The sequence below is a fragment of the Chromobacterium violaceum ATCC 12472 genome (assembly GCF_000007705.1).
GTDB classification, from domain to species: domain Bacteria; phylum Pseudomonadota; class Gammaproteobacteria; order Burkholderiales; family Chromobacteriaceae; genus Chromobacterium; species Chromobacterium violaceum.
Genome location: NC_005085.1, coordinates 2,859,426 through 2,872,852, shown reverse-complemented (window position 1 = coordinate 2,872,852; position 13,427 = coordinate 2,859,426). Strand labels below are relative to the sequence as shown.

At 65.8% G+C, this 13,427-nt stretch carries 13 protein-coding genes; 9 read left to right on the top strand and 4 right to left on the bottom strand.

What is annotated here, in order from left to right; all coding sequences use genetic code 11:
• Positions 1-31: 31 nt before the first annotated feature.
• The 6 genes from CV_RS13020 to CV_RS12995 all read left to right on the top strand — a co-directional run bounded on the left by CV_RS13020 (position 32) and on the right by CV_RS12995 (position 6,909).
• Positions 32-838: a hypothetical protein gene (locus CV_RS13020; protein ID WP_011136205.1), complete on the top strand. Its 807-nt coding sequence runs from the start codon at positions 32-34 to the stop codon at positions 836-838.
• Positions 839-1,222: 384 nt separating this feature from the next.
• Entirely contained in the window at positions 1,223-3,694 is a 2,472-nt protein-coding gene (locus CV_RS13015; RefSeq protein ID WP_011136204.1) for a reprolysin-like metallopeptidase, read from the top strand.
• Between the two features lie 138 nt (positions 3,695-3,832).
• Complete coding sequence (locus CV_RS13010) at positions 3,833-5,239, top strand: cytochrome P450 (protein ID WP_011136203.1); 1,407 nt, start codon at positions 3,833-3,835, stop codon at positions 5,237-5,239.
• A 49-nt stretch (positions 5,240-5,288) separates the two neighbouring features.
• Positions 5,289-5,678, top strand: coding sequence for a GFA family protein (locus CV_RS13005; RefSeq protein WP_043596261.1), 390 nt, complete (start codon positions 5,289-5,291; stop codon positions 5,676-5,678).
• 99 nt (positions 5,679-5,777) lie between these two features.
• A complete protein-coding gene (locus CV_RS22220) occupies positions 5,778-6,488 on the top strand; it encodes a helix-turn-helix transcriptional regulator (RefSeq protein WP_011136201.1) in 711 nt (236 codons plus the stop codon).
• 76 nt (positions 6,489-6,564) lie between these two features.
• Positions 6,565-6,909, top strand: a complete 345-nt coding sequence (locus CV_RS12995) for a tRNA-binding protein (protein ID WP_011136200.1) — start codon at positions 6,565-6,567, stop codon at positions 6,907-6,909.
• A 12-nt stretch (positions 6,910-6,921) separates the two neighbouring features.
• On the opposite strand, the gene CV_RS12990 is transcribed toward CV_RS12995, so the two are convergent.
• Together CV_RS12990 and CV_RS22215 are read right to left on the bottom strand one after the other, a co-directional pair.
• Positions 6,922-7,251: a hypothetical protein gene (locus CV_RS12990; RefSeq protein ID WP_043596258.1), complete on the bottom strand. Its 330-nt coding sequence runs from the start codon at positions 7,249-7,251 to the stop codon at positions 6,922-6,924.
• A gap of 156 nt (positions 7,252-7,407) precedes the next feature.
• A complete protein-coding gene (locus CV_RS22215; protein WP_011136198.1) occupies positions 7,408-8,268 on the bottom strand; it encodes a hypothetical protein in 861 nt (286 codons plus the stop codon).
• A 184-nt stretch (positions 8,269-8,452) separates the two neighbouring features.
• Here CV_RS22215 and CV_RS12975 point away from each other — a divergent pair, with 184 nt between their 5' ends.
• A complete protein-coding gene (locus CV_RS12975; RefSeq protein ID WP_158303319.1) occupies positions 8,453-9,190 on the top strand; it encodes a 4'-phosphopantetheinyl transferase family protein in 738 nt (245 codons plus the stop codon).
• Positions 9,191-9,316: 126 nt separating this feature from the next.
• On the opposite strand, the gene dsdC is transcribed toward CV_RS12975, so the two are convergent.
• The gene (gene dsdC / locus CV_RS12970) at positions 9,317-10,234 is read right to left on the bottom strand and encodes a DNA-binding transcriptional regulator DsdC (protein ID WP_011136196.1); all 918 of its coding nucleotides are present in this window, start codon (positions 10,232-10,234) and stop codon (positions 9,317-9,319) included.
• Between the two features lie 5 nt (positions 10,235-10,239).
• Positions 10,240-11,586: a D-serine ammonia-lyase gene (gene dsdA, locus CV_RS12965; RefSeq protein WP_011136195.1), complete on the bottom strand. Its 1,347-nt coding sequence runs from the start codon at positions 11,584-11,586 to the stop codon at positions 10,240-10,242.
• Between the two features lie 297 nt (positions 11,587-11,883).
• Between dsdA and CV_RS22210 the strand changes: the two genes are divergently transcribed.
• Together CV_RS22210 and CV_RS12955 are read left to right on the top strand one after the other, a co-directional pair.
• The gene (locus CV_RS22210; protein ID WP_011136193.1) at positions 11,884-13,050 is read left to right on the top strand and encodes a methyl-accepting chemotaxis protein; all 1,167 of its coding nucleotides are present in this window, start codon (positions 11,884-11,886) and stop codon (positions 13,048-13,050) included.
• A 66-nt stretch (positions 13,051-13,116) separates the two neighbouring features.
• The gene (locus CV_RS12955) at positions 13,117-13,425 is read left to right on the top strand and encodes an STAS domain-containing protein (protein ID WP_011136192.1); all 309 of its coding nucleotides are present in this window, start codon (positions 13,117-13,119) and stop codon (positions 13,423-13,425) included.
• The last annotated feature ends 2 nt before the right edge of the window (positions 13,426-13,427 follow it).

The window sequence follows — 13,427 nt, the reverse complement described above, 5'->3', positions numbered from 1 at the left end:
CAGACCATGTACGTCGACGAAGGAGAGCAGCATGAACGATATGGTTATGGCCGTGGAAGCGCTGGCCCGGCGAGTGACGAATCATCGGGTGTTCAACCATCCCATGTATCGGCACTGGGCCTGCGCGCCGTTGCCGGCGGCGCAGTCGGCCGCCCTGTTTCACCAGGTGCAGAATTTTTGCGCTTCCACCCGGCTGGGCATGGCCTTTCCGCAAGGCTTGAAGCATATGGGACTGTCGCGGCAGGCGGAGCTGATGTCGGAGATCGAGGTTTCGGAAGCCGGCCATGGCCCGGATCTGGCGCGCATGGCTGGACACATCGTCAACCTGGCGGGAAGGGAGCAGGTGTTCGACGATCTGGACGACCAGGCCGAGGTGGAGGCCGGGCTGAAGCGTTATTCCGACCAGCTGCTGGGCGACCTGCCCGGCTACGACCGGGCCAGCGGCCTGACCCGCCAGGCGCGAGAGGCCATCGCCGTGTTCCTGCAGCGCAGCCGATCCGATCCCGAATCCACCCTGCGCAATCTGGGCGTCGCGTTCGCGCTGGAGCTGATTTCCAACCGTTCGCTGATCCCGGGCGAGAAACGGGCGCTGGTTGACGCCGGCCATTACGGCGTGAGCCTGGACGATCCGGAAATGCACTATCTGCTGGATCATTGGGGGGAGTGCGGCGCGGAGCAGCAGCATGAGCTGAACGTGAGGCTGGCCATCGCCGGCGTGCTGAACGCCGAAACCGAACCCTTGATCCTGGCGGGCGTCGACGCATTTCTCGATACGCTGGCGGCATTGTGGGACGTGATTGACAGCCAGTTGCTGCCGACGGAGGCGGCAGCGGGCTGAGTCGTGGAATGCTGGCCGCAGCGCCTTCCTCCTCCGGCCTCTGGCGGACGCCATTGCGCGATCTTTCCGGTAGCCCATGGGCCTTGCCGCTCCGTTTGCCGGGCGGCAAGGCTCCCAGCATCCAGGCAAGCCATTGCCCAGCCCCATGCTCCCTGATATTCGACCCGTCCGCGGCCCGCATTCCTTTCCCGCCGCTCCGATTGTTCGCCAGACGGCTTGCCCCATCGCTGGGAGAAGTCTGAATAAGCATGGGCCCCGGCCGCATGCGCGCGTTTTCCTCCACCATCGGTCCGTGAATTGCCGCAGGGCCTCTGCTGCCAGCCGCGTCTGAGATGGACGAGGGCGGCGGCACGGGCCGGTATCGTCGCCTGAGAGGAGGTGCTTATGTCTTTTCGAAGCCTGTTTCATCCAGCTTTCTTTCAGGCGCCAGCGAGCCTGGAGCAGCAGAAGCAAGGACGGATCTTTACTTTCGATGCGCAAGCGCTTTTGCAGGCGGTGGAGCAGGCCCTCGCGGGAGGGGAGCCCGGCGGCATGAATCTGACGCCGTTCCCGGGCGTGGGGGGCGATTGCCTGACCCACAAGGTGGAATCGCCCAGGCAAGGCCTTTATCTGTGGAGGGGCATCGGCTGCGGGGGGCAAGACATTTCCGCCAGCCTGGCATTTTCCGCGCGGCGGGATGGCGATGCCCTGGCGGTTCTCCTGGCCGGCAACATGGCTGTCGGAAATCGGCACTATCTGATCCATCCCGATGGAGAGAATCAGGCCCGAGTGGCGCTGTGGGTGCCGGCAGTCGTCGCGCGATGCGGCGCGGCCGCGCATTCGCCCGCGCCGGCCCGCGCGTCATACGCGCCCGATGCCCCCGGTTTGGATAGGGATAGGGCAAGCGAGGATGAGGCCGCCCAGTCATCGGAGCAAGCGCCGGCGGTGATCTCGGTATGCGCGTTTTATCCCCCGGCGGAGGCAAGAGAGCACTTGAGGCTTGGCCAGGCCGAGATGGAATTGCTCATGCTGCTGGTTCAGGAAGACACGAATATCATCTTCGCCAACAGCCAGATCCCGGCGCGCGTCCATATCGAGGCGCGCGCGCTGGATACGCCGCCGCAGCATATCGACTCCCTCGGCTTGTTCGGCGAAGCCGTCGGCGGCCTCCAGTCGCCGGACGGCAAGCCCATTCCCGGCAACGACCGATTGCATGCCGAGCTGGCGAGCCATCTGGCCGAAGGCAAGACCGACATCATCGCCTTGCTGGCCGTGCATGGCACCCAGACGCCAGGAGAACGGGGCGTGCTGGTGGGCAAGGCGGGCGACATTCCCGCTCCGCCCAATGCCGCTACCGCCACATTCCGGCAGCGCGTGCTGGTGGTGCCGCTGCAGGTGACGCGGCCAAGCGGAAAACCTTGGGATCTGCTTTCGCCCGATCACGCCTTTGCCCATGAATTGGGCCATTTGCTGGGCGCCAGCCATTCTTCCCATGAGGACATGGAGTCCGAAGATGTCAGCGACCGGCTGTATGGATACGCGAGGGGCTACATTCCCCGGGACAAGTCGTTCTTCACGATCATGGCCTATTCGATGGATGCTAATGAAGGGGCCAGGGCGCTGCCGATGTATTCGGACCATGAGCAGACCTATAACGGGCAGCCTGTCGGCGTGGCGCCCGGCTTGCCGAACGCGGCCAGCGCGGCGCCTTTTCTGCGCTGGAGCGCCCGGGAGGTCAGCCGCTATAAAACGGGCGGACTCAAGCCGGAGACGGATGGCATGGTATCGCTGAAAGTGGCCGTGTGGGGCATCGTAGACCAGCAGGGCGCCGTCGTGGAATTGAAGGGCGCGGATGAGGCCGAGGCCGCCATCGTGATACCGCGCGGGCAGATTCATCTGCCGCAGCATAGCGCCGTCACCGTGATCGTCGCGCCCCGGGAAGGCGTTCGGCTGGATCACTGGAAAATAGACGGCGCTTCCTTTGTCGGCATGCAGCGCCATACGGCGGAGTGGCCGGTTCAGCTGCTGATGGACAAGTCGCACGCGGTGGACATTTACCTCGATATCCAGGCCTGCGTCGTTCCCGCGCCCAGGTGCCAGCCCGCGGCCGCCATCAACCTGTTCCCGCGCCCAGGCGCCAGCCTGCAGGGGGCGTACCTGGTGCCGGCCGGCAGGACAAAGACGCTGGAGGCTTTCTTTGCCCAGCAGGTGGCGGCGGCCCAAGTCGTCGAGTGGCGGGAAGATGGCGTGGCGAAGGCGTGGGGACACGCCATCCATCGAGTCGAATTGTCATCCACCGGACCGCGGGAATTGGAAGCGATGGTCAAACCTCGGGACTGCGGCCTGGTGATAGAGCGGATTCCCATGGATGAGAAAAGCCTCTCCTATTTTGACGACGAGCCCAGGAACGAATTGCGCTACGGCGCGGCCAAGGGGCAGAAGATCTCGCTGGAATACCCTAATTTCTACCAGCTTTTCGATCATTGGGAGCTCAACGGCCAGCGGCTCGTGGGCCGGCAGGGCGAACGCAATGTGTTTTGCTATCTGGATTTCGTGATCGAGCGAGATTCCGTCGTCCGCCTGTGCCTGCACGGGTGGCAGGATGCGGTTGCCGTTACTTTCGAATTCGTCCCGCCTGTGCCGGGCCGGGCCGTCCTGCGGTTTCGAAGCGAGAGGAATGCGGATTTCCATATCGATCTGCACGATAGCCGCCGGGCCTATCATTTCAGCAAGGGGGCGCAGATCCATCTGCATGAGGATACGGCAAAAATTTATGGCGTCACGCATTGGGCGTCGGCCGACGATGTCAGGCGCGGCATCGATCAGGCCATCGTCGCGTCCGACAAGCTGCACGTCCGCTTCTTCCGACAGGCATGAGCCGGTCCCAGGCAAAGAATGGCAGCTCAGTGGAGAAGCAAGTCGATTGATTTGATATCTCAATAAGCTAATGCAATAGTCTTTATGGTTTTTGTTTTCATTCGCCACATGCGAATGGAGGGGTGGTATGATTTTTGAATGAAAACGCCACCGCAGTCTTCTTGTCCCTTCCATGCCGTTGGCCGGCCGCCGACGCCGCCCCGATCATCCGCCGGACGCTGGCCTCCCGGGCCAGAATCCGGCCTGACGGGTTGGGGCTTGCTGAAACTGATGTCGCGCGACCTGATGGGCACGCTGGCCGGCTGGCAGCGCGAATTCGGCGATCTGGTGCATGTGCGAACCTGGCCGGAGCATCAGGTCATCGTGTCCGATCCTCAGCTCGCGCGCGAGCTGCTGGTCAACCAGGCCGACGCCTTGCAGCGTTGGGAGCGCGCGCTGACCGTATACCGCCGGGTGCACGGCCATAGCGTGCTGATCGCGGAAGGGCAGGTCTGGCGTGAAAAGCGGCAGGCGCTGCAGCCGGATTTCACCCGCAAGTCGGTGCAGGCGTTCTCGCCTTCGATCGTCGAGGCTGCCCGTCGGGCGTTCGAACAATGGCCGGCGCGGCATGCCGCCTGGCCGATAGAGAGCGAGCTCACGTCGGTGACCATGGAAGTCATCCTGAGGATGATGTTTTCCAGCGGCGTGGGAAGCGAGGCGCAGCAGGCGGAGGAGGCCGTTCACACCTTGATGGTCGCCTCCACCGAGGAGTTGTGGCGGCCCGCCAGCCTGCCGGACTGGGTGCCCTGGCAGCGCAAGCGCCGTCGCGCCCGGCTGCTGATGAACGGCCTGATCGAGCGTCATCTGCAGGCTCGGCTGGCGATGCCGCAGGACGCGTGGCCGGAGGACTTGCTGTCCCGCCTGCTGCGGCTTCATCTGCAGCAACCGCAAAGCTGGCCGCTGCAGGCGGTGCGCGACGAATGCAAGACGGCGTTCCTGGCGGGACACGAAACGGTGGCCACCTCGCTGACTTGGTGGGCGTGGTGCATGGCTTCCCATCCGGAGATCCAGGAGAGGGCGCGGGAGGAGGCGCTGGCCGCGCTGTCCGGGGGCGGCCAGGCGGACCCGGCCGCGCTGCAATACGTAAGCCAGACGCTGCTGGAAACGATGCGGCTGTATCCCGCCGTGCCTTTGCTGATGAGCCGGCGCGCGCTCAAGCCCGTGACGCTGGGCGACTGGACTTTCCCGGCCAAAACGGTGTTCATGGTGCCGATGCAGCTGATGCAGCATGACGAGCGCTGGTTTCCCGAGCCGCGCAGCTATCGTCCGGAGCGTTTCGGCCCGGACGCGGCCAGGCCGCAGCAGGGCGCCTATCTGCCGTTCGGCGGCGGGCCGCGCGTGTGCCTGGGCCAGCATCTGGCGATGGCGGAAATGGCGCTGGTGGCGGCGCAGCTGCTGCTGCGCTACCGGCTGTCGGCGCCGGAGGGCGCCGAGCCGCCCCGTCCCGTGTTTCATGTTTCCCAGCGCCCCAGCCAGCCATTGACGCTGGGCATCGCGCGGATCTGAGCGGCGCCGGACGGCGGGCGGCGAAGCGTTTTGACGAGGGGGCTATCCGATGCTCAAGGGCGGCTGTCTGTGCGGGGATGTGCGGTACGAGGTCCGCGACGAGTTCCGTTACGCGTTCAATTGCCATTGCGGCAATTGCCGGCGCGCCACCGGAGCGGCGTTCAAGCCTTTCGCCGGCATAGAGCGGAGCAAGCTCAGCTTGCTGCAGGGACAGGACGGATTGCTGGTTTACGGCGACGAAAGCGCGCATGACGCGCGTTGCCGGCGCTGCGGCTCGCTGCTGTACTCAGTGGTGCGCGGCGGCGAATACGTTCATGTCGCGCTGGGCACGCTGGCCGACGCGCCCGGCATCCGGCCCTCCGCCCATATCTTCGTCGGTTCCAAGGCAGCGTGGCACGATATCGTCGACGATTTGCCGCAATACGACGAATTCCCGTAAGCCGGATCCCGGCGCGGGCGTTGACACGGCGGCGGCTTCCGTTATGCTCGCCTGCATTGAACTGATTGCAAAAGCTTTTTCCCGCACATGTCTTTCCCCATGCCTCGTCCCCGCGTCGAGTTGCTGCATTACGGCAGCGACAGCGTCCGCCACGCCCATGCCTGCCATCACCAGTGGGTGTTCGGCCTTTCCGGCTCGCTGGAGCTGGAAATGGAAGGCCGGCCTTACCTGAACGGCGCGGGCTGGGCGGTGTGCATTCCCGCCGGCGTGTCGCATTGCTACGCGGGCTCAGCCGGCAATCGGCAGCTGGTGCTGAATGTCCCCGCCTTGAGCGACGGCCGGGACGACGCGGCGCGCCAGCTGATCCTGCCTCCCGCCGCGCGCGAACTGGCGGAGTGGGCGGCGCGGCATCCGCAGCCGCAGGCGCGGCAGAGCGCGCTGGCGGGCATGCTGATGGATTTGCTGTTTGCCGACGCGCCGTCGGCCTTCCGCTTGTCTTCGCGGCTGGACCGTTTCCTGGATGGCCGTCTGGCGCGGCCGCTGGCGGTCGCCGACATGGCGGAGGCCTGCCATCTGTCGTCCAGCCAGTTCCACGCGCGGCTGAAGGCGGAAACCGGCCTGACGCCGATGGCCTACCTGTGCCGGATGCGGATGGAGCGGGCGCGGGCATTGTTGCGGGACAGCCGCGCCAGCGTGCTGGATGTGGCGCTGCAGGTGGGCTACCAGTCGGCCTCCGCTTTCGGCGCCGCTTACCGGCAGCGCTTCGGCGCCAGCCCAAGCGAAGGGCGGGGCAGAGTCCGGCGTGCTTAAACCGTAGCCTCGCGCGCGTTGCGCCGGCGCGTTTCGGACATACTGCGGCCATGTTTGACTGCATCGAGAACGCAAAATGTCCGAACCGAACAACATAAGCTGGGAAGATTTTCTCAAGGTGGAGTTCCGCGCCGGGACCATCATCCACGCCGAACCCAACGCGCAAGCCCGCAAGCCGGCCTATGTGCTGAAGGTGGATCTGGGGGAACTGGGCGTGAAAACGTCCAGCGCGCAGATCGCCGACCACTATCTCGCCGCCGACCTGGTCGGCAAGCGGGTGTTGTGCGTATGCAATTTCCCGCCCAAGCGCGTAGCGGGCGTGCGCTCTGAGGTCTTGGTGACCGGCGTGCACGACGAGGCGGGAAGGGTGATGCTGGCCGAGTTCCCGCTGGCGGCGCCGAACGGCGGCCGGCTGATGTGACGGGCGGCCGGCTTACGGTTTGTGCAGCCGCAATATGATACGTTCGACGACGCAGGCGTCGGCATTGTACGAGCCCGGACTGGGGCGGGCGGCAAGCCATTGCCTCTGCACGAGCACGTTCATCAGGCCGTCCCGCGTCATGTCTTTGCCTTCGAATTTCTCGATGCGCCCGTCCAGCGCGGCGAGATTTCTTCCCTGGCCTTTTCCCACGATGATAGGCGCGTATTGACAGGATGCCCGCGTTTGCGTGTCGACCCACAGGGGATGGATCTCCAGTGCGATCCGATGGCCGGCGGGCGCGGATACGCCGGCGCTGTCTTGCGACGGGGCTGCGCCGGGCAAGGGCCTGATTGAAAATGCCCGTTTGCGCAGCCCGATGCCAGCCCGTTTCTCCGGGACCGGCGGGCCGCGCCTGGTTTGGCGTGACCTTTTCCAGCGAATGGGCCATGGCCGCAGCGCCGCCCCTTGCCGTGGAAGCGCGGGGCGGCGGATGCGCGGTCAGCTCAGGCGCTTGATGACGTTGGTGTTGCCGCCGCCGCGCACCACCACCCAGCCGGCGGGGATCGGCGAGCCGAGCATCACCTGGAGTTCGGTGCCGATGGCCGCGCCCTTGGTGTAGTAGATGTCGTTGCTGTTGCCGTTGGCGCGCACCACCACCCAGTCGGCGGGGATAGGCGAACCCAGCATCACCGTGATCTGGCGGCCATACGAGGAGCCGGCGACGTTGTGGATGGTGTTGAAGTTGCCCAGGGCGCGCGTGATCACCCAGCCATCCGGCATCGGCGAGCCGACGGCGACCTGAAGCTCCGCCTCCCTGGGCGCGCCGTTGGCGTTGTAGATATCGTTGGCGTTGCCATTGGGCCGGACGATGACCCAGCCCGGCGGAATGGGCGATCCCAGCATGGCGGTGAAGCGTGTGCCGTAGCTGGCGCCGGTGACATAGGTCAATTGGTTGGCCTGGCCGTCGGCGCGGGTGACTATCCAGCCTTCCGGTATCGGCGAGCCTACCAGGGCATAGAGTTGCGTGCCGTAGCTGGCGCCGACGGTATAGAAAATCACGTTGCTGTTGCCGTTGGCGCGGCGGACGATCCAGCCGTCCGGAATCGGTGACCCCAGCATCACCGTGAATTCCTGCCCGTACCGGGATCCCCGGACGTCGGTGATCTCGTTCATGGTGCCGGTGGCGCGGGTGATCACCCAGCCGTCCGGCACCGGCGAGCCGACCATGATCCATTGGGTCTGGCCGAAGGAAAGGGTGCCGATGCCGCTTATCGGCGCCGGGTGACGGGCAGGCGCGGCGGCTGCGGCGCCGGCAGTCAGCGCGGCGGCCGCGAGAATCAACAGTTTGCTTTTTTTCATGGGGATTCCTGACAGTAGATCTGTTTGCGGGTGGAGTGAAAATGCCAAAGTCATTTTATGGCATTTGGCTTGTTTGTGTAACTGCCGTGCCATGCGCCGGGCTAAAGAGGAACGCCGCCGGGCGCTTGCGTCCGCGCGGTGCGGTGGTTACCCTTGCAGGCTGCCTCGGAGGCGCCTTTTAATCATGCAAACAGTTCATCTTGATACCATGCCCATTCCCGGCGCCGAATTAAGCGCTTTCCTGCACGATGTGTCTTATCTGTCTCTGGCGGAGGCGCCCGGCATGGCCGCCATGCATTGCCGGTTCCGCATCGCGGCCTACGACGACGCCTGGTTCGGCGCTTTGGGCGTGGCGCGTCCGGATACGTTGGCAAGGGCGGTGCCCAAGCGCAAGGCGGAATACCTGGCCGCGCGCTACCTGTGCCAGCTGCTGCTGGCCGAACGCGGCCTGCCCACCGCGGTGGGCAGCGGCCAGCATCGGCAGCCGCTGTGGCCGGAGGGCTGGACGGGGACGATCACCCATAGCGACGAAACGGCGGTGGTGGCCTTGGCCCCCAGCGGCGAGGGCTTGATGCTGGGGCTGGATCTGGAGCGCTGGATGTCGGACAAGACCGCCGACAACGTGCATGAGGGAATACTGGTGCCAGGAGAGCGCGAGGCGCTGGCCGGACCGTGGCCGTTTCCGCATGCGCTGACGCTGGCGTTTTCCGCCAAGGAGAGCCTGTTCAAGGCGCTGTACCCCAGAGTGGGGCAGTACTTCGACTTCAACGCCGCGGAAATGACGCGCGTGGATTGGGACGCCGGGCGTTTCAGCATCCGCCTGCTGAAGACGCTGGCGCCGGGGCTGGAGGCCGGGCGGGCGTTCGACGGCAGTTTCCATCTGCGCGACGGTCAGGTGTTGACCCTGATCGCGGCGTTTTAAGCTTGCCGGCTTTCACCGCCAGGGTTCGGCAATGGGGGCGCAGACATGCTCCCGCATCGATTGACTTTTGCGCGGGTGCCGTCGCCTGGCCTTGGCAATGGCGCGGCGCGCAATGCCAGAGGCGGATCAGCAGGCTGCCGACTGGACAAGCCAGTCGATCACGGCGCGCAACCGCCCCGACAAGTCGGTTTGCCGCGGGTGGACCAGGTAGTAGGCGTAGCGCTCCACCGCCTCGAAGCCGCCCAGCGGCAGCACCAGTTGGCCGCTGTCCAGCATCGCCTGGGCGAGACGGCGGCGGCCGATGGCGATGCCGGCATGGCCGGCCGCCGCCGCCAGGCACAGGTCGGAGCGGTCCAGCGTCAGCGCGCGCGGCGGCAGCAGGGATTCGACGCCATGGCGGCTTGCCCAGAGCGCCCACTCCGCATCATGGGCGGCGTGGCGCCACGCCTGGGCGTCATGCAGCAGGCGGCAGTCGCGCAGCCGGGCCGGATCGGACAGCAGCCCGTGCCGCTCCGCATAGGCGCGACTGCAGACCGGGGCCATTTCCTCGTCCATCAGCTTGAGGGAGGCCAGGCCCGGAAAGCGGCCATCGCCATAGTACAGCGCCAGATCGGCGCCGCCGCCGCGGAAGTCGGCGTCGCCGTTGCCGGAGCGGATGTCGAGTTCGAGCATGGGGTGGCGCTCGACAAGGGTGGCCAGCCGCGGCGCCAGCCAGCACTGCGCGATGGACGGATGCGTGTAGAGCGCGACGCGGCCCGCGGGTTCCGCGCCGGCTTGGGGATGGAGGGCGGCGTCGAGCTCGGCCATGCTTTTTTCCAGCGCGGCGAGGATGCGTTCTCCGTCCGGCGTAAGGCGTATGCCGCGTGTCAGCCGTTGAAACAGGCGCAGGTCCAGCGAGCGTTCCAGCCTGGCGATGCGGTGGCTGACCGCGCTGGGCGTCAGGCACAACTCGTCGGCGGCGGCGGCGAAGCTCAGCCGGCGGGCGACCGCCAGGAAAGTGTGGAGATTGGCAAACTGGCCGCCATCCAGCCGTGCGGAGCGCATCGGCCTCAGCCCAGCAGCGCGCGGCCGCGCCGCAGGTAGCCGTCCATCTCCGCTTCCGGCACCATGCTGCCGCCGGTCGCCCAGATCAGATGGGTGGCGCAGGCGAGGCGATCCGCGTCCAGCCCCATGCGCTGGCGGTAGCCCTGGTTTTCCTCCAGCACGCGGGCGATGCCCGGCGCGCCTGCCAGCGCCGACGGCTCCAGCCGCAGGCCTTCCGTCTGTTCCAGCATCGCCAGCAGGCGGAACAGCTCATCGTCGTCCACCGTGTAATAGCCGTCTATCAGCCTCTGCATCGCGCGGCCGACGAATCCCGACGGCCGGCCGACGGCCAGACCGTCCGCGACGGTGCGGTTGTCGATGCCGAAGTCCTGCACCGAGACCTTGTCATGCAGGCCGGTGAGCACGCCCAGCAGCATGCAGGGCGAGCGGGTGGGTTCCGCGAACAGGCAATGGACCGCGTCGCCGAAGGCCTGCTTGAGCCCGAAGGCCACGCCGCCGGGCCCGCCTCCCACGCCGCAGGGCAGATAGACGAACAGCGGATGATCGGCGTCCACGCGCACGCCGGCTTCCGCCAATTGAGCCTTCAGCCGTTCCGCCGCCACGGCGTAGCCCAAGAACAGGTGGATGGAATTTTCGTCGTCGACGAAATGGCAATCCGGGTCGCGCGCCGCCTGTTCCCGTCCCCGCGCCACCGCCGCGCTGTAGTCGGTCTGGTATTCGACCACGGTTACGCCGTGCGCGCGCAACTTGTCCTTTTTCCATTGCCTGGCGTCGGCCGACATGTGGACGGCGGCCTGGAAGCCCAGCTTGGCCGCCATGATGCCTATCGACAGGCCCAGATTGCCGGTGGAGCCGACGGCGATGCCATGGCGGCTGAACAGCGAGCGGGCTTCCGGGGAGGCCAGCCTGGCGTAGTCGTCGCCGGGCTGGAGCAGGCCGTTGGCCAGCGCCAGGTCTTCCGCATGCTTCAGCACCTCGTAGATGCCGCCGCGTGCTTTGATCGAGCCCGAGATGGGCAAGTGGCTGTCCGCCTTCAGCCAAAGGCGTCCCGGCAACTCGCGTCCGCGGCGGCGGGCCAGCGCTTGCTGGAAGGCGGGTACGGGCAGCAGCGGCGATTCTATGATCCCGCCGCTGGCGGCGGTTTCGGGGAATGCGCGGGATATGTATGGCGCGAAACGCCGCAGGCGGGCGGATGCGTCGGCGATGTCTGCCGCGCCAAGTCCGACATCGGGCAATGCCTCGGCGGCGGGGGCGGCGGCGGGATTGAACCAGGCGCACTCGCGCAGGCCGGTCAATTCGCGAATCTCGGGATGGGACTGCTGCCATTCAGCCAGCGTTTTTCCATGAATCATGTGGGTTTCCTGTCCTGCTTGCCGTGTCCGGTGGAGGCCGCCATTAAACGACAGCCCCGGACGGCTGGCAAAGGATGAATCCTCAAGCGACGGCTGACCAGGATTCAACCATGCGGCGCCGCATTCTGCCAGCATGATTCTTGCTGATCGGGGGCAAAGCTTCTTGTGTTTTTGCAACTGGCTGTTTGACAGGCATCGCCTTATGCGCCATATCGCAATAATCGGCAGCAGCGAAAGGCGGACATGCCGAACGCATGATTGGTATCCAATTTTCCCTCCTTTAATTCCGGCGGAAAAATGAATCCTTCTGAAATCAAGGTGGACCCCAGGCCTAAGATCGTATCCAGCTGCGCGGCGCTGTGGCTGGCCGCCTGCGGCTTGCTGGCCCTGTTGGGCGGCGGCCTGCCGGGCTACCTGGCCCTGTCCGTTCTGGCTGGCGGATGCCTGCTGATCGTCTGGCTGTTGGGCGCGCCTCCGGCGCCGGCGGCATCCGTCGACGTCGTGTCCGAGGCCAGGCAGAAAATACTGAGCGAGCTGGGTTTGCTGGGCAACGGCATTTCCGACATGTCCGGCGCCGTGGAGCGCGACGTGTCGCAGATGCAGACCATACTGAGCGACGCCATCGTCAAGCTGGTGCAGGGTTTTTCCGACATCGAATCGATGCTGCGGGAGCAGCAGGCGCTGGCGATGAAGATCGTCCAGCATGGAGAGCAGGGCGAGGAAATGGGCTTCGACGCGTTCCTGCAGCGCACCTCTCACAGCATGACCGAATTCGTCGACAACACGGTGAGCACCAGCAAGACCGCCATGGTGCTGGTCGACCGGATGCACGAGATCAAGCAGCGCGTGGACGCGGTGGAGGCCGCGCTCAGCGATATGGCGGAGATCACCGCCCAGACCAATATGCTGGCGCTGAACGCCGCGATCGAGGCGGCGCGCGCGGGAGAGGCGGGGCGCGGCTTCGCCGTGGTGGCGGACGAAGTGCGCAAGCTGTCGCAGCGCTCCTCGGACTTTTCCGGGCAGATACGCCAGTCGATAGACCTGATGGTGCAGGCCATCGAGCACGCCAAATCGGAAATCTTCGAGATGGCGTCCCGCGACATGAATTTCGCGCTGGACGCGAAAACCCAGATCGAGGGCATGCTGAGCCAGTTGTCCAGGATGAATACGGATACCGGCCAGGCTGTCGATCAACTGTCGCAAATCGCCGGACGGGTGAGCGACAGCGTGCGCTCCACAGTGACCGCGCTGCAGTTCCAGGACCTGGTCTCGCCGCTGGTGCGCAACGTGAACAGCCGGATGCAGGGCTTTTACCAGGTGGGCGACAGCATGCGGCAGATGAACGGCAAGGATGGGCTGGACGAGTTGGAGGACATGAGGCTGCGGCTGCAGCAGCTGCTCGAGAAGCATCAGGGCTGCGCCGCGCCGCAGGGCGTGTCGGCCGGCGACATCGATCTGTTCTGACGGCGGGAGAAACAAGTCTGTCCGGCGGCCGCGCCTGCCCGGGCGGTACGCGGAGAGGAGGACGGGATGGGAGTCAGGTTGAGCAAGACTGCCGACAAGTCGGTGATCGCGGTGGAGGGCCGTTTCGACTTCGAGCAGCACGAGGCGTTCCGCGCCTGCCTGGACGAGGCGCTGGCGCGCGGATCGGGCCTGGGGCTGGAGGTGGACCTGTCCCGGGTAGACTATCTGGAGAGCTCGGCGCTGGGCATGCTGCTGGTGATGCGGGACCGGGCCAAGGCGCAGGGCATAGAAGGCATCGCGCTGACAGGGTGCCGCGGCTTCGTGCGCAAGATTCTCGACGTGGCCAGCTTCGACAAGTTCTTCACCATCCACTGAGC